Origin of the sequence: Massilia sp. Leaf139, from assembly GCF_001424165.1 — a bacterium.
Taxonomy (GTDB): domain Bacteria; phylum Pseudomonadota; class Gammaproteobacteria; order Burkholderiales; family Burkholderiaceae_D; genus Telluria.
Genome location: NZ_LMOJ01000027.1, coordinates 67,317 through 86,761, shown reverse-complemented (window position 1 = coordinate 86,761; position 19,445 = coordinate 67,317). Strand labels below are relative to the sequence as shown.

The 19,445-nt window shown below is 64.6% G+C and carries 17 protein-coding genes; 11 read left to right on the top strand and 6 right to left on the bottom strand.

What is annotated here, in order from left to right:
• Positions 1-77 precede the first annotated feature (77 nt).
• Positions 78-548 (top strand): dihydroneopterin triphosphate diphosphatase, encoded by a 471-nt coding sequence (nudB, locus tag ASF77_RS22435; protein ID WP_082494012.1) that lies wholly within the window; start codon positions 78-80, stop codon positions 546-548.
• A gap of 11 nt (positions 549-559) precedes the next feature.
• On the opposite strand, the gene ASF77_RS22430 is transcribed toward nudB, so the two are convergent.
• Together ASF77_RS22430 and ASF77_RS22425 are read right to left on the bottom strand one after the other, a co-directional pair.
• Positions 560-1,174 carry a pyridoxamine 5'-phosphate oxidase family protein gene (locus ASF77_RS22430; protein WP_056345104.1) on the bottom strand — a complete coding sequence of 205 codons (615 nt, stop codon included), beginning with the start codon at positions 1,172-1,174 and terminating at the stop codon, positions 560-562.
• Positions 1,175-1,208: 34 nt separating this feature from the next.
• Positions 1,209-2,300, bottom strand: a complete 1,092-nt coding sequence (locus ASF77_RS22425; RefSeq protein WP_056345101.1) for a DUF1176 domain-containing protein — start codon at positions 2,298-2,300, stop codon at positions 1,209-1,211.
• Positions 2,301-2,427: 127 nt separating this feature from the next.
• Here ASF77_RS22425 and epsC point away from each other — a divergent pair, with 127 nt between their 5' ends.
• The 10 genes from epsC to ASF77_RS22375 all read left to right on the top strand — a co-directional run bounded on the left by epsC (position 2,428) and on the right by ASF77_RS22375 (position 13,859).
• Entirely contained in the window at positions 2,428-3,345 is a 918-nt protein-coding gene (gene epsC / locus ASF77_RS22420) for a serine O-acetyltransferase EpsC (protein ID WP_056345098.1), read from the top strand.
• 568 nt (positions 3,346-3,913) lie between these two features.
• Positions 3,914-4,117: a hypothetical protein gene (locus tag ASF77_RS22415; RefSeq protein WP_056345095.1), complete on the top strand. Its 204-nt coding sequence runs from the start codon at positions 3,914-3,916 to the stop codon at positions 4,115-4,117.
• Between the two features lie 101 nt (positions 4,118-4,218).
• Positions 4,219-5,031, top strand: a complete 813-nt coding sequence (locus ASF77_RS22410; RefSeq protein ID WP_056345092.1) for an endonuclease/exonuclease/phosphatase family protein — start codon at positions 4,219-4,221, stop codon at positions 5,029-5,031.
• A 4-nt stretch (positions 5,032-5,035) separates the two neighbouring features.
• A complete protein-coding gene (gene clsB / locus ASF77_RS22405; protein ID WP_056345088.1) occupies positions 5,036-6,196 on the top strand; it encodes a cardiolipin synthase ClsB in 1,161 nt (386 codons plus the stop codon).
• 12 nt (positions 6,197-6,208) lie between these two features.
• Positions 6,209-6,589, top strand: a complete 381-nt coding sequence (locus ASF77_RS22400; RefSeq protein WP_056345085.1) for an RNA-binding S4 domain-containing protein — start codon at positions 6,209-6,211, stop codon at positions 6,587-6,589.
• 248 nt (positions 6,590-6,837) lie between these two features.
• Entirely contained in the window at positions 6,838-7,446 is a 609-nt protein-coding gene (locus ASF77_RS22395) for a TetR/AcrR family transcriptional regulator (RefSeq protein WP_056345083.1), read from the top strand.
• A gap of 65 nt (positions 7,447-7,511) precedes the next feature.
• Positions 7,512-9,302, top strand: coding sequence for an acyl-CoA dehydrogenase C-terminal domain-containing protein (locus ASF77_RS22390; protein WP_056345073.1), 1,791 nt, complete (start codon positions 7,512-7,514; stop codon positions 9,300-9,302).
• Between the two features lie 21 nt (positions 9,303-9,323).
• Positions 9,324-11,720, top strand: coding sequence for a 3-hydroxyacyl-CoA dehydrogenase/enoyl-CoA hydratase family protein (locus tag ASF77_RS22385; protein WP_056345071.1), 2,397 nt, complete (start codon positions 9,324-9,326; stop codon positions 11,718-11,720).
• A gap of 25 nt (positions 11,721-11,745) precedes the next feature.
• Positions 11,746-12,942 carry an acetyl-CoA C-acyltransferase gene (locus ASF77_RS22380; protein ID WP_056345068.1) on the top strand — a complete coding sequence of 399 codons (1,197 nt, stop codon included), beginning with the start codon at positions 11,746-11,748 and terminating at the stop codon, positions 12,940-12,942.
• A gap of 143 nt (positions 12,943-13,085) precedes the next feature.
• The gene (locus ASF77_RS22375) at positions 13,086-13,859 is read left to right on the top strand and encodes an enoyl-CoA hydratase (protein ID WP_056345062.1); all 774 of its coding nucleotides are present in this window, start codon (positions 13,086-13,088) and stop codon (positions 13,857-13,859) included.
• A 24-nt stretch (positions 13,860-13,883) separates the two neighbouring features.
• Here the strand turns inward: ASF77_RS22375 and ASF77_RS22370 are convergent, their stop codons facing one another.
• The 4 genes from ASF77_RS22370 to ASF77_RS22355 form a co-directional block, all read right to left on the bottom strand.
• On the bottom strand, positions 13,884-14,360 hold the full coding sequence (locus tag ASF77_RS22370) for a hypothetical protein (protein ID WP_056345058.1): 477 nt from the start codon (positions 14,358-14,360) through the stop codon (positions 13,884-13,886).
• Positions 14,361-14,546: 186 nt separating this feature from the next.
• Positions 14,547-16,478, bottom strand: a complete 1,932-nt coding sequence (locus ASF77_RS22365; protein ID WP_082494011.1) for a PKD domain-containing protein — start codon at positions 16,476-16,478, stop codon at positions 14,547-14,549.
• A 305-nt stretch (positions 16,479-16,783) separates the two neighbouring features.
• Positions 16,784-18,799 carry an MHYT domain-containing protein gene (locus tag ASF77_RS22360; protein WP_056345052.1) on the bottom strand — a complete coding sequence of 672 codons (2,016 nt, stop codon included), beginning with the start codon at positions 18,797-18,799 and terminating at the stop codon, positions 16,784-16,786.
• 180 nt (positions 18,800-18,979) lie between these two features.
• Complete coding sequence (locus tag ASF77_RS22355) at positions 18,980-19,312, bottom strand: hypothetical protein (protein ID WP_056345049.1); 333 nt, start codon at positions 19,310-19,312, stop codon at positions 18,980-18,982.
• Positions 19,313-19,445 lie beyond the last annotated feature (133 nt).

Below are 19,445 nucleotides of genomic sequence, written 5' to 3'. Positions count from 1 at the left end.
CTTTGGGCTGGGTAGAATAGGGGCCGCGGCGTATCGATGCCGCGGCCTTTTTTATTGGTTCCACGGAGAAGCCCAGCGTGCACAAGATTCCCGAATCGGTCCTCGTCGTCATTCACACGCGTGAGATGGAAGTGCTGCTGATCGAGCGCGCCGACCGGCCCGGCTTCTGGCAGTCCGTCACGGGTTCGCTCGATGCGCCCGACGAGCCTTTGCTGGAAACGGCGGCGCGCGAACTGTTCGAGGAAACGGGCATCGTCGCCGACGGCGAGCGCATCCGCCTGCACGACTGGAATCTCTCGAACATCTACGAGATCTATCCGACCTGGCGCCACCGCTACGCGCCCGGCGTCACCCACAACACCGAGCACGTGTTCTCGGTGTGCGTGCCACGCGATATCCCGATCACATTGAGCCCGCGCGAGCACCTGCGGTACGCCTGGCTGCCCCTGCTGGAAGCGGCGGATCGCTGCTTTTCGTCGTCGAATGCGGAGGCGGTGCTGCAGCTGCCGCGGCACGTGGGGCCGCAGCCTTACTACAGCGACTCTTAGTACAGCGATTCTTAGTACAGCGATTCGCGCTGGCGCTGCGGCAGCGCGCTGTCGTAACTGTGGCCATCGATGCCGCCTGCCGTCAGCGCGGCCAGCATCGTTCCGGGCGACGGCGCCTGCGCAGTATCGTGCTCCTCGCGCCGCCAGAGGCGCGAGCGCAGGATCGCGCGCGCGCACTGGAAAAAGACCTTGTCGACCGCGATGCGCAGGACGCAGATCGGCCGCTTCCCGTCGACGGCAAAGGAGTCCAGCAGCGCGGGGTCGACGCTGATCTGCGCGCGGCCGCGTACGCGCAGCGTTTCGCCCACGCCGGGAATCAGGAAGATCAGGCTGACACGTGGATCGCCGATCAGGTTGCGCAGGCTGTCGATGCGGTTGTTGCCGCGCCGCTCGGGCAGCAGCAGGGTGTGTTCGTCCACGATCCGCACCAGGGGGCCGGCGTCGCCACGGGGCGAGACGTCCAGTCCGTGCGCTCCGCTGGTGGCCAGCACGGCGAACCGGGACTGTTCGATCCAGCGCGCATACAGCGGGTGCAGGTGGTCGGTTTCCTTGGCGATGGAAGGCGCGGCCACGGGGCCGAACAGGGCTTCGAGCGAGGGGAGGTCGGTGATCAGGTGGTCGGGCATGGGGCCTTGGCGGTTGAGTTGAAGACGGGCGTGTTCATGGCCGGGTTCCGGGCGCGGGACGCACGGTCGTCACCAAGAGCGGCAGCGACCAGGCGCCGCCTGCCGCGATGTTCATGCACTTGCCTGTGGTTCCCTGGGACGTCTGCACGAAGCGCTGTCCCGTCCAGACCCGTTCGTCGAACGACCAGCAATCGCCGATGCCGCGCCCCTTTTGGGACGCATCCAGTTTTCCGGCGGAGTAGTCGGTCGCATCCAGGGTCAGGAGTTCGGGCGCATAGGGCGGCTTCGCATTGACGACCCAGTAGGCCTCGCCGGTGTTGTAGGCGCCGGCCCAGCAAGGCATGGAAGCGAGCAGCTTCGTGGCCGAGAGGCGCCGCACGTGCAGTTCCGGCTGGGATTCGCCCGGCTCGGGTTTCTCGCAGTCTTTGGTGGAGGCGCGGAGGGCGCTGCGCAAGCTGTTCAGCGTGGCGCGGGGCAGCTGGACGCGGTCGTCGGCCGGCACGGGGGCTGCCTGGACGACGGGCGCCGGCAATGGCGGCAGGACGCTGTTCTCGTCCTCCTTCCCCTTGCGCGTCAGTGCGCCCGGCGTGCCGAGGCGGCCCTGGAACTCGTCCATCTTGAGCAGCACTGCCGCCGCGCCCTTGTCGGACAGGCGCCAGGTGCGCTTGCCGTCCGACCAGGCGATGCTGCTTTGCTTCAGGAGTGCGGCGAGCAGCAGTGCCGTCGGCTGCGATCCGAGACGCGTTGTCCACTTTCCCTGGCGGATGACGGTCTTGTCGACCGGCTTGCCATCGATTCTCAAGGTCAGCGTCATGGTCGCCGGCCAGCCGTCGAAGGTTTCGCCTTCGCCCGGATTACCGATCTGGAATTCCGCCTGTACCGGTTCGCGCGGCCCGGCCTTGCGTGTCAGCAGCACCGACACCGGCAACTGCTCGCTCTCGCCATCCTCTTCAAGGCGCTCCCCGCTTTCGCTGTGGTAGCCGGCCGCACGGCAGGTGCGGGTGTTATCGCAGGCGATTTCCCAGTCGTAGTGGGAAAAACTCAGGCTTGCAGCTTGCGCGGCGTTCCCGAGCGGAAGGCCGGCGAGCAGAAGCAGGAAGCCCAGCAGGATGGGATCTGGATTCATGTGTTATGTCGAGAAGTTGGTTTAAGAAAATTGCCTACATTCAAGAGAGAATAAACACATTGTTTCGGCATAAAGAAGTGTGATGTAAATCGTTCATTTTCATCCCCGCTTCGGTTAGGCTGATCAAATGGACAACGATACCACGGAGCAGGCCGGCTCCAGCCATTGGCACCTCGGCCCCATCATCGATGCGCTGCGCACCTCGCGCGAATCGACCCACAACATCCGCCACCAGGGACGCGTGCGCGAACTGCCTTCGCGCACGGTGCTGCGCCAGGTGATCGAAGGCATCAGCGCGGCGCTGTTTCCGACCCATTACGGCCGGCCCGATCTGAACGACGAGAGCATCGATTATTTTGTCGGCGACACCTTGAACGTCGCGCTCGATCGCCTGGTCGAGCAGGTAAGGCGCGCGCTGCGCTTCAATGCGGAACTGGAGAACATCACCGAGGCCGAGCTGGCCGACCGGGCGCGCGCCATCACGCGCGAGTTCGCCGCCAGCCTGCCCGAGATCCGCGGGCTGCTGGTGTCGGACGTGCAGGCGGCGCTGGCCGGCGATCCGGCCGCCAGCTCCGTGGCCGAAATCATGCTCTGCTACCCGGGCACGATTGCCGTGCTGTATCACCGCCTGGCGCACTGCCTGCACCGCCTCGGCGCGCCCTTCCTGGCGCGCCTGGCGGCCGACATCGCCCACACGCTCACCGGCATCGACATCCATCCGGCCGCGCAGATCGGCGCCAGCTTCTTCATCGACCACGGCACCGGTGTCGTGATCGGCGAGACGGCGATCATCGGCAAGCACGTGCGCCTGTACCAGGCCGTGACGCTGGGCGCGCGCCGCTTCCCGACGGACAACAGCGGCGCCCTGGTAAAAGGCGCGCCGCGCCATCCGATCGTCGAGGACGACGTCGTCATCTATGCCGGCGCCACCATCCTCGGCCGCATCACGGTGGGCGCCGGATCCACCATTGGCGGCAACGTGTGGCTGACGACGAGTGTCGAGCCGGGCAGTAACGTGACCCAGGCGCAGATGCGTAACAGCTGAATTGAGGAAATATAGACGCAGTTGCCCAGCAATTGTCCCGGAAACTTGCATGACGCCGTATCAGGAGACTGGTGCGGCGTTTTTGTATTGGAGGGAGCAAAACGGAGCGAGATTGCACTATCTCGTTAAAAAAGTAGGAAATTGATAAGTCAAGAGAATTTTGTTTGTAGGCGCAAATACAACGTTATCTTTCTTCTTGTCCTACAAACCGCTTGCATGAAGACGTACAAATGATTTCCCTCAATCATTAAATAAGCAGTTTCGCGACCAACAGTCGTTAATGACTTAACGAAAGTTCGTCGGACTGTCGGGAAACCTCGGCCAACGTGCATACAAATTGATACAAATACCCGGACAGGCTGAACAAATTATCTATGGAAACTTTCATTCCGGAAACTTAAATATAGTTCCTTTAGGAAAAATGACCATAGGAAATTTGCTATGTTAGCTAGCGCACAATAGAATCTGCGTTTGACAATCGGAAACCAGTCACCTATCGTCAGGAATTCGCGTCAAGCGAGTTTTTAAAGTGCAACACCGTCCATCAACGGATTCTGGGAGAAAACGCATGAAACAATTCGAACCGAAGCACGAGGAAAAAGTGAAAGCAGTGAGCGTGGATGACGATTGTTTTTATATCGACCTGCTCTGCGGCCTGCGCCTGTCCGGCCCGCGCCTGGTTTCCGTTCCCTTGTCCGAGGCTGAGAACCTGGCGTCGCCCCGCAATGCCGCGCTACGCCAACATTGGGAAGCAGCGCCTGCGTTCGAGTGAGCCGTGTGCCGGGGTAGCGGCTCCCAGAGGCCGCGCCCCGTGCCGCACGATTGAGAAAGCTTATAAAAATGCACACGGACTGATGGGGTTAGAATATTCCCATGAAGATTCGTGTCGCAACCTACAATATCCACAAGGGTGTCACCTCGTTGCGCAGTACCCCACGGGTGCTGGCGCTCAAGAAGGCGATTGCCGAGTTTCACGCCGATATCGTCTTCCTGCAGGAAGTGCAGGGGCGGCATGATCGCCATCACGCGCGTTTCGGGCAGCACAAGCGCGAACACCGTGTCTGGCCGGAAACGGCGCAATACGAATACTTCGCCGGCGAATCCCACCATTCCGCTTACGGCATGAACGCGGTCTACGACCACGGCCACCACGGCAATGCCTTGCTCAGCTGTTTCCCGATCGAGAACAGCCATAACCACGACGTCTCGGACCACGCCTACGAGCAGCGCGGCATCCTGCACTGTGTGCTGGAAACGCCGGCCGGCAAGATCCACTGCTATGTCGTGCACCTGGGCCTGTTTGAAGGCGGGCGCGGGCGCCAGACCGAGCAGCTGATCGAAGCGGTAAATAAATCGGCGGGGCATGGCGAGCCGGTGATCATTGCCGGCGATTTCAACGACTGGCGCAATACCCTCAGCGACCGCCTGCGCAACGCCCTCGGCGTGACCGAGGTGTTCGACGGCCTGGGCCCGCGCTCGCCCCTGGGCGACATGGTGCGCAGCTGGGCCGGCCGCCAGCCGCGCCTGGCGCCGGCGCGCACCTTCCCGGCGGCGCTGCCCTGGTTCCGCCTCGACCGCATTTATGTCCGCGGTTTCAAGATCGACAATGCCCAGGTGATGGCCGGCCCGATCTGGGCCAAGCTGTCCGACCACGCGCCTATCGTCGCCGAATTGCAGCTGGCCTGACGCAATGCGCAGCGTTACGTATGTAGCGAACAACGACATCACCCTGCTGGAAACCGGGCTCCAGCTGTTCCCGGCGATGATTGCCGCCATCGACGCCGCCCGCCACGACATCCTGTTCGAAACCTATATCTTTGCCGAGGACGAGGTCGCGCGCGGCATCGAGGCGGCACTGATCCGCGCGGCCGAACGCGGCGTGAAGGTGCGGGTGCTGGTCGACTGGTTCGGCACCGGCCACCGCACCTGCTGCCGCCGCGCCGAGGCCTTCGCCGCCGCCGGCGTGCATTACCGCGTGTTCAATCCCTGGTTCAAGCGCGGGATCGCCCGCACCCACCGCAAGATCACGGTCGTCGACAACGAAACCGCCTTTGTCGGCGGCATCAACATCAACGACGACATGCGCCATGACTACGAGCCCTATCTGCCGCTGCCGGCGCCGCGCTGGGATTTCGCGGTGCAGGTGCGCGGCCCGCTGGTGGCGCAAATCCACTTCGAGGCCCAGGCCCAATGGATGCGCGCCGGCCGCCTCGATCTGTTCAGTCGTATCGGCCTGTACCGCGAAACGCGCCGCCCGCCGCCGACCGAAGGCGCCCGCCCGATGCGCGCCGCCTTCGTCGTGCGCGACAACCTGCGCAACCGCCGCACGATCCAGCGCGCGTATCTGCAGGCGATCGGCCAGGCGCGAAAAAGCGTGCTGCTGGCCAATCCGTATTTCGCGCCGGGACGCAAGTTCCGTGAGGCACTAGCGCGGGCGGCAAGCCGCGGCGTCGCCGTCACCTTGCTGATCGGCGTCGGCGAGTTCCGCATGCAGGACGCGGTGGCCCGTTCCTTCTATCCGAAGCTGCTGGCGGCCGGCATCCAGGTCGTGGAATACCGCAAGACCCAGCTGCACGCGAAGATCGCCGTCGTCGACGACGACTGGTCGACCGTGGGCTCGAGCAATTGCGACGGCCTGTCGCTGTTCCTGAACCAGGAAGCGAACATCGTCGTCAAGAATGCCGCCTTTGCCCGCGCCGTGCGCGCCCACATCGAGCGCGGCATCGCCGACGGCGAGATCGTGCATGCCGAGGATTTCGAGGGCATCGGTTGGGTGCGCCGCGTGCGCTATGAAATGGCTTACCTTCTCTATAAACTCACGATGCGCATTTTTGCGATCGGTTACGCATAGGAAGGGCAGGACATGGAAAACGGGAGTGTACGCATCGACAAGTGGCTGTGGGCGGCGCGCTTTTTCAAGACGCGCTCGCTGGCGGCCGACGCGGTGGAACGCGGGCGGGTGCGCGTCGCGGGCGAACCGGTGAAACCGGCGCGCGCCGTGAAGGTAAACGAGAAGATGGTCATCGATAACGGTTCCGATCGCTGGGAAGTGATCGTCGCCGCCATCTCCGACAAGCGCGGCCCGGCGCCGGTGGCCCGCGAGCTCTACTTCGAAACCGACGAGAGCATCGCCAAGCGCGAGAACGACAAGACGGCGCGCCGGCTGTTTCCGGAGCCGAGCCTGGATATCAAGGGACGGCCGACCAAGCGGGATCGGCGGGCGATATCGCGAGCGGGCGGGTAATACGGACATTCAATATGGCGTCGATTCCGTAGGGTGGGCACTCAGTGCCCACGCGGAAGGTGGCGTCATCGGCGGCGCCAGGAACAAGCCAACACCGCGCGAGCGTTCACGTGGGCACGGAGTGCCCACCCTACTAGAATCGCACCTCTAAGTTCCCGTTTGACATTCACCGGCCGATAGATAATAGTACGCTCGTTCGGATTTTTCGATTCACGCAGGGGAAACGTATCAACACTTCAGCAAAATTCATGCGCAAGGGCGAGCAGACGCGGGCGGCGATTCTCGACGTCGCGCTCGAACTCGCCAGCCGTAACGGCCTCGAAGGCCTGACCATCGGCTTGCTGGCGGATCGCATGAACATGAGCAAATCGGGTGTGTTCGCCCACTTCGGCTCGCGCGAAGATCTGCAGATGGAAGTGCTCAAGCTGTACCACCATCGTTTCGAGCAGGAAGTGTTTTTCCCCAGCGTCAAAGAGCCACGCGGCCTGCCGCGCCTGGAGTCGATGTTCGCGCGCTGGGTCAAGCGGGTATCGGTCGAAATCGCATCGGGCTGCATCTATATCAGCGGCGCGGTGGAGTACGATGACCGGCCAGGCCCGATCCGCGAATCGCTGGTGTCGATGGTGCGTGCCTGGCAAGGGGCGCTGCTGCGCGCCGTGCAGCAGAGCATCGACTGCGGCGCCCTGAAGGAGGGCACCGACCCGCAGCAGCTGGTCTACGAGATGTACGGGCTGATCCTGGCCCTGCACCACGACGCGCGCTTCCTGCGCGTTCCTGGCGCGCTCGACCGCGCCAACCGCGGCTTCGCGCGGCTGATCGAGAATTACCGCAATCCCGTTCAAAGCAATCAACAGTAAAGAGCCGGCATCCACGTCCGCTCTTCAGTCTCAAAATTAAATCTCACCTTCATCAGGAGAAAACCATGGGTCAGTACGTCGCGCCAATCCGGGATATGCAGTTTGTGCTGCACGAATTCCTCAACGTCACCGAAGAGTTCAAGAACCTGCCTGCTTACCAGGAAATCGACGCCGACATCATCAACCAGGTGCTGGAAGAAGGTGCGAAATTCACGCAGGAAGTACTGTTCCCGCTGAACCACTCGGGCGACCGCGAAGGCTGCCATTACGACGCGGCCACCAAGTCCGTGACCACGCCGAAGGGCTTTAAGGAAGCCTACAAGCAGTACGTCGAAGGCGGCTGGGCGGCGCTGGGCTGCGATCCGGAATACGGCGGCCAGGGCCTGCCTATCACGCTGAACAATTCGTTCTACGAAATGCTGAACTCGGCCAACCAGGCCTGGACCATGTACCCGGGCCTGTCGCATGGGGCCTACGAGTGCCTGAAGGAACACGGCAGCGACGAACAGAAGAAGCTCTACCTGCCGAAGCTGGTCTCGGGCGAGTGGACCGGCACCATGTGCCTGACCGAAGCGCATTGCGGCACCGACCTGGGCCTGCTGCGCTCGAAGGCCGAACCGCAAGCCGACGGCACCTACAAGATTACCGGTTCGAAGATCTTCATCTCGGCCGGCGAACACGACGTGTCGGAAAACATCGTCCACCTGGTGCTGGCACGCCTGCCGGACGCACCGGAAGGCTCGAAGGGCATCTCGCTGTTCCTGGTTCCTAAATTCCTGCCGAACGCGGACGGTTCGGTCGGCGCGCGCAACCCGATCTTCTGCGGCGCCATCGAAGAAAAGATGGGCATCCACGGCAACTCGACCTGCCAGATGAACCTGGACGGCGCCGTCGGCACCCTGATCGGCCAGCCGCATAAAGGCCTGAACGCGATGTTCGTGTTCATGAACGCCGCCCGCCTCGGCGTCGGCATGCAGTCGCTCGGCCTGACCGAAGTGGCCTACCAGAACGCGCTGGTCTACGCGAAAGACCGCATCCAGATGCGTTCGCTGTCGGGCCCGAAAGCACCGGACAAGCCAGCCGACCCGATCATCGTGCACCCGGATGTGCGCCGCATGTTGTTGACTGCAAAGGCCTACGCCGAAGGCGCCCGTGCGCTGACCTCGTATGTCGCGCTGCAGATCGACCGCGAACTGAATCACCCTGACGAAGAAGTGCGCAAGGAAGCCGCCGGCGAAGTCGCGCTGCTGACCCCGATCGTCAAGGCCTTCATCACCGACAACGGCTGGATCGCCACCTCGGAAGCGATGCAGGTCTACGGCGGCCACGGCTACATCGCCGAGTGGGGCATGGAGCAGTACGTGCGCGACGCGCGCATCAACATGATCTACGAAGGCACCAACACCGTGCAGTCGCTCGACCTGTTGGGCCGCAAGATCCTGATGGACAACGGCGCCAAGCTGCGCGCCTTCGGCGAGAAGGTCAAGGCCTTCGTCGAAGAGAACGGCCTGGACGAGTCGATGTCGGAATTCGTGACCCCGCTGGGCGAGCTGGGCGAAAAAGTCGGCAAGCTGACCATGGAAATCGGCATGAAGGCCTTTACGAACCAGGACGAAGTCGGCGCCGCTGCCGTGCCTTACCTGCGTATCGTCGGCCACATGGTGTTCAGCTATTTCTTCGCCCAGATGGCGAAGATCGCGCTGGCCAAGAAAGACTCGGGCGACAAGTTCTACGAAGCGAAGCTGCACACCGCGCGTTTCTACTTCGCCCGCCTGTACCCGGAAACCGCGATGCTGATCCGCCAGGCACGTTCGGGCGCGAGTAACCTGCTGGCGATCGACGCCGACCTGTTCTAAGAACTTCTAGGGATAACAACCATGACCAATTTTACCGTCAAGAAAGTCGCCGTCCTGGGCGCGGGCGTGATGGGCGCGCAGATCGCCGCGCACTGCGTCAACGCCAAGGTGCCTGTCGTGCTGTTCGACCTGCCTGCAAAGGAAGGCAATAAAAACGGCATCGTCCTGAAGGCCATCGAGGGTTTGAAGAAGCTGTCGCCTGCGCCGCTGGGCAACAAGGACGATGCCTCGCTGATCCAGGTCGCCAACTACGAAGACAACCTCGACGTCCTGGCCGGCTGCGACCTGATCATCGAAGCCATCGCCGAACGCATGGACTGGAAGCACGACCTGTACGCCAAGGTCGCGCCGCACATCGCCCCGAACGCGATCTTCGCGTCGAACACCTCGGGCCTGTCGATCAACAAGCTGGCCGAAGGCTTTAACGAAGAACTCAAGGCGCGCTTCTGCGGCGTCCACTTCTTCAACCCGCCGCGCTACATGCACCTGGTCGAACTGATCCCGACCACCAGCACCAACCCTGACATCCTCGACCAGCTCGAGACCTTCCTGACCTCGGTACTGGGCAAGGGCGTCGTGCGCGCGAAAGACACGCCGAACTTCATCGCCAACCGCGTCGGCATCTTCGGCATGCTGGCCACCATCCACGAAGCGGAAAAATTCGGCCTGTCGGTGGATGTGGTCGACGACCTGACCGGCGCCAAGCTGGGCCGCGCGAAATCGGGCACCTTCCGTACCGCCGACGTCGTCGGCCTGGACACGATGGGCCACGTCATCAAGACCATGCAGGACACCCTGCAGGACGACCCGTTCTTCAGCCTGTACAAGACGCCTGAGGTCCTGGCCAAGCTGATCGAGAAGGGTGCCCTGGGCCAGAAGGCCGGCGGCGGCTTCTACAAGAAGGTCGGCAAGGACATCCAGCGCCTCGACTTCGCCACCGGCGAATACGTCGCCGGCGGCGCCAAGGCTGCCGACATCGTCGGCCGCATCCTGAAAGAAAAGGATCCGGTCAAGAAGTTCAAGGCCCTGCGCGAATCGACCAACCCGCAGGCGCAGTTCCTGTGGGCGATCTACCGCGACGCCTTCCACTACATCGCCGTCCACCTGGACACCATCGCCGACAACGCACGCGACATCGACTTCGCCATGCGCTGGGGCTTCGGCTGGAGCGTCGGCCCATTCGAGACCTGGCAAGCGGCCGGCTGGAAGCAGATCGCCGAGTGGGTCAAGGAAGACATCGACGCCGGCAAGGCGCTGACCAACACCCCGCTGCCAGCATGGGTCTTCGAGGGACAAGTCGCCGAGAAGGGCGTGCACACCGCCGAAGGTTCGTACTCGGCCGCTTCGAACAGCTACGTGCCGCGTTCGACCCTGGCCGTGTATGAACGCCAGGCCTTCCGCGCACCGGTGCTGGGCGCAGGCGTCCTTGATGCCAAGACCGCCGGCACCACCGTGTTCGAAGACGACTCGGTGCGCCTGTGGCATACCGGCGACGATGTCCTGATCATCTCGCTCAAGACCAAGATGCACGTCATCGGCGACGGCGTCATCCAGGGCCTGAAGCGCGGCCTGGCGGAAGCGGAAAAGAACTTCAAGGGCCTGGTCATTTGGAACACCGACGCCACCGAAGGCGGCGCCTTCTCGGCCGGCGCCGACCTGCAATCGGCCCTGCCTGCCTTCATGGCCGGCGGCGCGAAAGCGATGGATCCGATCGTCAAGGAACTGCAAGACACCTTCATGCAGATGAAGTATTCGAACGTGCCGGTCGTCGCCGCAGTAGCGGGCCTGGCGCTGGGCGGCGGCTGCGAAATGGCGCTGCACGCGTCGAAGCGCGTGGCCTCGATCGAGTCCTACATCGGCCTGGTCGAAGTCGGCGTCGGCCTGGTGCCGGCCGGCGGCGGCCTGAAGGAAGCTGCAGTGCGCGCCTTCACGGAAGCCAAGGGCAACGACATCCTGCAATTCCTGAAGACCGGTTTCACCAACGCGGCCACCGCGCAGGTGTCGAAGTCGGCGCTGGAAGCGAAGGCGATGGGCTACCTGAAGGAAGACGACATCATCGTCTTCAACACCTATGAACTGCTGCACGTGGCGAAGGTCACCGCGCGCGCCATGTTCGACGCCGGCTACCGCGCACCAGCGCAGCGTCCGGTGACCGTGACCGGCCGCTACGGCTGGGCGACGATCCGCGGCCAGCTGGTCAACATGCGCGACGGCGGCTTCATCTCGGCCCACGACTACAAGCTGGGCGACATGATCGCCGAGATCGTGACCGGCGGCGACGTCGACCAGGGCAGCGTGGTGTCGGAGCAGTGGCTGCTCGACATGGAACGCAAGGCCTTCATCGAACTGCTGAACAACCCGAAGACGCAAGAGCGGATCATGGGAATGATGCAGACCGGCAAACCAGTGCGTAACTAAGCCGCGACAGAACAGGACTACTGACATGAGCAAACAACTTCAAGACGCATACATCGTCGCAGCAACCCGCACCCCGATCGGCAAGGCGCCACGCGGCATGTTCAAGACGACCCGCCCGGACGACCTGCTGGTGCACGCGATCCGCGGCGCCATGGCCGCCGTGCCCAACCTCGATCCGGCACTGATCGTCGACGCCATCGTCGGCTGCTCGTTCCCGGAAGCGGAGCAGGGCTTCAACATCGCCCGTAATTCGGTGGTGCTGGCCGGCCTGCCGAACACGGTCGGCGGCGTGACCGTCAACCGCTACTGCGCTTCGGGCATCACCGCCCTGGCCATGGCGGCCGACCGCATCCGCGTCGGCGAAGCCGACGTGATGATCGCCGGCGGCGTCGAATCGATGTCGATGGTACCGATGATGGGCCACCACCCGTCGATCAACATGGACACGTTTAAAGACGAGAACGTGGGCCTGGCCTACGGCATGGGCCTGACCGCCGAGAAGGTGGCGCAGCAGTGGAAAGTGTCGCGCGAAGACCAGGACGCTTTCGGCCTGGAATCGCACCGCCGGGCGATTGCCGCCCAGCAGGCCGGCTATTTCAAGGACGAGATCACCCCGATCGAAATCGTCACCCGCACGCCGAACCTGGCCACCGGCGAGATTTCGGTCAAGCGCCGCACCGTCGACCTGGACGAAGGCCCGCGCGCCGACGCCAGCATGGAAGGCATGGCGAAACTGAAGCCGGTCTTCGCCGCCAAGGGCACCGTCACCGCTGCGACCTCGTCGCAGATGTCGGACGGCGCCGGCGCCCTGATCGTCGTCAGCGAGAAGATCCTGCGTGAGCACAACCTGACCCCGCTCGCGAAATTCTCGTCGTTCGCCGTGCGCGGCGTGCCGCCGGAAATCATGGGCATCGGCCCGAAGGTGGCGATTCCTGCCGCCCTGGCCGCGGCCGGCATCACCCAGGACCAGCTGGACTGGATCGAGCTGAACGAAGCCTTCGCCGCGCAGGCGCTGGCCGTGATTCGCGACCTGGGCCTGGACACCAGCAAGGTCAACCCGATGGGCGGCGCGATCGCCCTGGGCCACCCGCTGGGCGCGACCGGCGCCATCCGCGCCGCGACCGTCGTGCACGCGCTGCGCCGTAACAACCTGAAGTACGGCATGGTGACGATGTGCGTCGGCGCCGGCATGGGCGCGGCCGGTATCATCGAGCGCGTTTAAGTGAAATCGTGGCCGTATCAGCGTGTGCGTTGATGCGGCCGTTAGGTATCACCACGTGGGCACGGAGCGCCCACCCTACGTAGGGTGGGCGCCCCGTGCCCACCGTCTTTCGTGCCCACGAAAACCCTGGAGACAAGAAAATCATGAGCATCCAAACGAACAAAACCAACGGCATCCTCACCATCGAATTCAACCGCCTCGAGCGCAAGAACGCCATCACCGGCGCCATGTACTCGACCATGGCCGAAGCCCTGCTCGATGCCGAGCAAGACCCCGCCGTGCGCGCCGTCCTGATCACCGGCAAGCCGGAGATCTTCACCGCAGGTAACGACCTCGACGACTTCCTGAACAACGCCGGTGAAGGCGCCATGACCGAAGACCGTCCCGTGTTCCAGTTCATGAAAGCGCTGGAAGGCTGCACCAAGCCGGTGGTGGCTGCGGTGGCCGGCGCCGCGGTCGGCATCGGCACCACGATGCTGATGCACTGCGACCTGGTCTATGCCGCCGACAACGCCAAGTTCTCGATGCCCTTCACCCAGCTCGGCCTGTGCCCGGAATTCGCGTCGTCGCTGCTGGTCGCGCAAGCCGCCGGCTATACCCGCGCCGCCGAAAAGCTGATGCTGGGCGAAGCGTTTACGGCGCAGGAAGCCTTCGAGATGGGTATCGTCGCGCGCGTGCTGCCGGCCGTCGAGCTGCTGGAATTCGCGCGAGGCCAGGCTGCCAAGCTGGTTGCCCTGCCGGCCGCCTCGATCCGCGCCACCAAGTCGCTGATGCGCCGTCCCCGCGCCGCCATCGTCGCCGAGACCATGGGCGTCGAAAACAAGCAGTTCGGCGCGATGCTGGTCGGCGCCGAAGCGAAGGAGGCGTTCACCGCTTTCTTCCAGAAGCGCAAGCCGGACTTCTCGAAGTTCGACTGAGCCGTTCTCGCACCCGGACGTTTTTCAACGTTCGATCAAGTCGCGCTTCAGGGAAGGGGCCAGGCGTTCGGCGATGACGGCGGTGATCACCGCCTGCAGCACGTGGATGCCCCAGCGCTCGCCCGCCTTGCGCGGGCCGGCTTCGACCTCGCCTTTGGTGATCCCCAGCACCGGCGCGATGGCGCCGATGTTGACGGCGTAGAGCGCCGTGCCGTACAGCGCGCCGAGTGCGACCGGCGACAGCGTCGGCGCCATGTCCCTGATCTTGCAGTATCCGGCGCCAAAGGCAGCGGACGCGCCGAGGTGATTGACGAATTCGACGACGCTGGTGCCGGCGTCGCCGATCACCTCGCGCGAACCCGTTTTTTCGTCGATCCAGTCGACCGCATCGCGATCCAGCGTTTTGGTCATCACACCGCTCTTGCGGCCCATCAGCATCACGGCGCTCGTGACGACCCCTGCAATTACCCCGCCAATCATGGCGGCCTGTTGTCGTTGCATAAAAAACTCCCTGTCAAAGATGAATCGGTGCGCATGCCGCCAGTGGCCGCGCCATCCGGGCGTGGCCGATAGGGCGACAGTACCCTTCGCCAAGGCTCGCTTCGGTTCGATATCGTACGCAGTGCATGCAAAAAAGCCGCGCCGCCCGTGCATCGGGCGGCGCGGCCGCGTCAAACCGGCATGCCCTTAGCGGCTGCCGAACGTGAACTTCCCTTCACCGAGCACCAGGCTGCCTTCGGCCGCTGCCGCCTTCTGCGCGGCGCCTTTCGCCCCCGCACCGTTGTCGTAGTCGACCACTTCGGCTTTCGACGCCGGGTCGGTGTGGGTGATGCGCACGTGGACGCGATCCTTGCCGCCGGTCTTGGCGCCGCTCGTCGCCGTCAGCGTGAAGCGGTAGTCGGCGCGGCCGTTGACGGTGCCTTGTCCGCTGTACGAGACACGCGCGCCGTCGCTGGTGACCGCATCGACCTGGGTGCTGCGCAGCACCAGGCCCGCCACGTTGACCTCGACGGCGGCGTTGCGCGCACCCTCCGACAGGAAGGCGAAATTGCCGATGGCGGCGCGGCGCGGGCCCGTGCTGGCCGCGTTGGCCGGGGAGGCGAAGGCGCCCTGGCCGGCGACGGCGGTTCCGCTTTCGGCGACGACCACCTTGCGTTCGGCCGTGCTGCTCTTGCCCGTACTGTCGGTGATGGTCAGGCGCACCGTGTAGATGCCGGGCGCGCGGTAGGCGTGCTGGCCGCTGACGCTGCCCGTGCCGTTCTTCCCGCTGAGGGTAGCGGCGGTCTTGCTGCCGTCGCCCCAAGACCAGACGGCCTTGTGCGTGTCGCGTACGTCGACATCCCTGAAGCTGGCCGAGAACGAGAGCAGGGCGTTCACGCGCGCCGCTCCGGTGATCTTGACCGGCCCGCTCACCGGCGGCAGGGCATGACAGGCTTCCGGCACCAGCAGCACCAGGTTGCCGGCGTCGGTCGCGGCGACGATCGTGCCATTGTCGTTGAGCACCAGGCCGCTGAACAGCGTCAGGTCGGGCGGCGCACCGACGACGCGCGAAGTGAGGTCGACGAAGCCGGTGGCACGCGTCCAGATGTAGCCGCGGCCATTCAGCGTGCCGACCACTTGCCCGCGGTTGTTGGCGTCGGCCGTATCGGAGAAGTCCACCGTGGGCGTCCCGACCGTGAGCAGGCCGTTTTCGCGGCTCCAGATGACACCGTTCCTGTCGCTCGGGGTGGTATATAACTGCCCGATCACGAGTCCTTTCTCGGTGATTTCGTCGGCCCAGGACTGGAACGAGGGCTCGGTGCCCAGACCCTGCAGGCCGCCTTCGCGCGTCCACAGGAAGGCCTGGTCGTTGAGGCGGGAATCGAAGGCCGCGCCGCCGACGACCTGGCCCGCATTGTTGATGTCGAGCCCGCTTGAGGCAATGCTGGGGAAGTCGTTGAGCGGCACCAGGCCGCCGCCAGGCGGCCATTTGACGGCCTGGGTCAGGATGGGGCCGGTCGGCCCGTCGGACCAGCCGGTGGCCGTGCCCGGGTCGTTGATCGCAAAGGCGACGGACTCGGATTCCGGGCCGAGCGAGCCGAGGTTGACCATCCCGGTAGCCGGGCTCCAGCGGAAGGCGAGGTCGCGCGGCGATGGCGGAGTAAATTGCGCCGTGCCGACCACCTGGCCTTTGGCGTTGATGTCGGTGGCGATCGAATTGCCGACGCCAGGCGGGTTCAGGTCGACCAGTCCGGCCGTGCGGCTCCAGCGGAAGGCGTGGAAGGGCCCGACAGCGGTTTCCGCCGTGCCGGCGACCTGCCCCTGCTCGTTGAGCGCATTGACGACGGCGCTCGATCCGCCGAAGGTGCCGAGATCGCGCACCGTCGCACCATCGTAGAACCGGGCGCGCGGCAGCCCGCCGACGAATTCCGTGAATGCCACTTGCCCCTTGTTGTTGATGCCGGCCGGGAAACTGTTGGGCGCCAGCGGAACGATCCGGTAGGTGGTGGCGGCCGGTGTCTTGGCCGGGGCAGCGGCGCCCGGCCCGGCCAGCGCCAGCGTGGCGCAGGCCGCGGCGACAAGGAAACCCAATCGCCGGCGCGGAAGCGACGCGAGACCGTTGGTAGTGCGTTTTTGCATTTGTTCCTCCTGATCCAGTTTGTGCGCTCAATCAACATGCCACGCGGGAATAGGTGGTAAGCAGGCGCACTGTCCAGCTTAGGCAGCACTGTCGAGGAGGGTACTGGTGCAGGTCAAGGATAGGTGCAGGATGGTGCAGCCAGGCGGCGGGGACGCCGCGCTCGTGGGAGGGAATTTGGTGCCGGTATGTTTCCCGACCGCCGGCGCCGGTAGGGCAGCAGGGCTGCCGTGTTCGTTCGAACAGCCCGTATATTGACGCTGGAATGTGACAGCCTCTTGACGGCTGTGTGACAAATTCCTGACCGTCAGACCTGCTTCGGCGCCGGCACAAGAGTTTTCATGCGGCCGTCGCACAGGGTCAGCACGGCGCGCACCAGTTCCGCCGGCGCCACCGGCTTGGCCAGGTATTCGTCAAAGCCCGCTTCGAGCGAGCGCAGGCGATCCTCGCGGCGCGAGAAGGCGGTCAGCGCCAGGGCGCGCACGGTCGCCACCTGCGGTTTGCTGGACGCGCGCACGCGGCGCATCAGTTCCAAACCGTCCATGCCCGGCATGCCGATGTCGCTGACCATCAGGTCGGGTTTCAGGCGGTCGATCATCTCCAGCGCCTCGTAGGCGCTCGCGGCGGTGACGATGGAGGCGGCCATGTCGGCCAGCACGTAATGGACGATGTCGAGTGAATCGCGTTCGTCGTCGACCACCAGCACGGTCACGCCGGCCAGGGCGCCGGTGCCGACGCGCACGGACTCGCGCACATTGTCCCCATCCTGCGATTTGAGCAGGCAGTCGGGGCTGGCCGGCGCCGCGCCATCCGCATTCGGCAGCGGCATGGTCAGCGTAAACGTCGCGCCCTGGCCTTCGCCGGGGCTGGCGGCCGTCAGCTGGCCGCCCTGCAGTTCGACCAGCTGCTGGGCGATCGACAGGCCGAGACCGAGCCCGCCGTGGCGCCGCGTCGAGGAGGCGTCGGCCTGGCGGAAGCGGTCGAACACGTGCGGCAGGAAGTCGGGCTTGATGCCGATCCCGGTGTCGCTGACCTCGATCACGATGTTGTCGCCTGCGCGCTTCGAGCTGACGCGCACGCTGCCGCCGCCGGGCGTGAACTTGATCGCATTCGACAACAGGTTCGTCATCACCTGCTGCAGGCGTCCGGCGTCCGCCGCCAGCGGCCCGGCATGGCTTTCGATCAGCATGTCCACGCGCACGTTCTTGGCCATGGCGGCGGGGCGCACGGTTTCCACGGCGGCGGCGATGAAGTCCGAGGGCCAGGTGCGGTCGACCTCGATGCGCACCTTGCCGGCGATCAGGCGGCTCATGTCGAGCATGTCCTCGATCAGCTGCGACTGCGCACGCGCGTTGCGTTCGATCGTCTGCAGGCCGCGCCTGAGCATCTTCTCGTCCTTCCCGCCGTCCATCAGCAATTGCGCCCAGCCGAGCATGGCGTTGAGCGGAGTGCGCAGTTCGTGCGAGAGGGTCGACAGGAATTCGTCCTTCATGTCGGACAGGCGCTCGGCTTCCACGCGCGCCTTCTGTTCGTGCAGGTACAGGGTCTGCCGTTCGGCCGAGGTGGCCAGCGATGCGGCCAGGATGCGCGAGCGGTCTTCCAGGCGCGAGTCGTAGACGGCGACCAGGGTGGCGATGGTGAGCAGCAGCAGGGCGGTGACGGTGACCATTCCGGCCAATAAATCCTGGCTGATGCCGACGTTCGCTTCGAGGCAAATACTGCCAGGCGAGAAATGCGCCGCTTCCATGCCCGTGTAATGCATGCCGATGATGGCGCCGCCCATCACGACGGCGGCCGCGATCTGCGTCAGTTTGCCGTGCTGCATGCGGTGGCGCAGGTGGAAGGCCAGCCACAGCGCCCCGGCCGAGGCGCCGATGGCGATCAGCACCGAGATCGCGAACAGCAGCGGGTCGTACTCGATGCCCGGGCGCATGCGCATCGCGCCCATGCCCGTGTAGTGCATGGCGTTGATGCCCATCCCCATCAGCACGGCGCTGATGACGAAATTGCTGGCGGTGGGCGCCGGGCGGCTGATCTGCGACAGCGCCAGCAGCGAGGCCAGCACCGGCAGCAGCCAGGAAACGAAGGTGATCGTAATGTCGTAGCCGACCGGGAAGGGCAGGCGGAAGGCCTGCATGCCGATGAAGTGCATGGCCCAGATGCCGCTGCCCATGGCAAACGCGCCCCCGGCCATCCACCAGTAGGTAGCACGGCCATGCGAGTGGCGCACGCGCTCGGCCAGGCTCAGCGCGGTGTAGGAAGCGTAGATCGCCACCAGGATCGATACCACGACCAGGGTCGGTTCGTAATGGCCGAGAGACATGGGAATCCGCTAGCTCGCCGGAGGAAAGTACCCCCGGTATGTTGGAGAAAACGACAAGGGAGCCAGTCTACACGGGGGCAGCCCAGCCCGCATTAATTTTTCCTTGTGGAAACTTGCTGTTGGCGCAGGGACGCAACAGGCGCGGCCCTGTTGACCTGTCACAAAGCAGGCTAAACAGGCTTAGCGCTTGAGGATGAAGGTGGCCATGGCCGCGACCGCGCCGGCCGCCGCCACCGCCCAGGGGCCGATGCGCATGATCTCGCCCGACTGGCCGGCCTGCACAGCCAGCGGCCCGGAGACCGGACGCCATTCGTCGCGCCGGGCGGCCTCGGCGCGCGCGGCGGCCGCTTCCTGTTCGTAGAGGGTGGAGAAGCGCTCGAGTTCGATCGGATTGAGCGTGGCCATGTAAGCGACGATCTGGTCGTGCTGGTCGAGCCGCACCTGGTAGCGGTTGCGCCCTGCCGCCACCGCATTGCGCAGGTGGGTGGCTTCGGTTTCGACCAGCTCGCGCACGCTCTCCCGCGTGATGGCGGCCAGCGCGATCCGGGGTCGTTCAACGCTTCGTCGTTCGGCTTGCACTTGCGGGCTCTCTTGGCATTGCTTCTGAAACGGCAGTCTACGCCCGCGCGCGTGCACGTGCCAACAC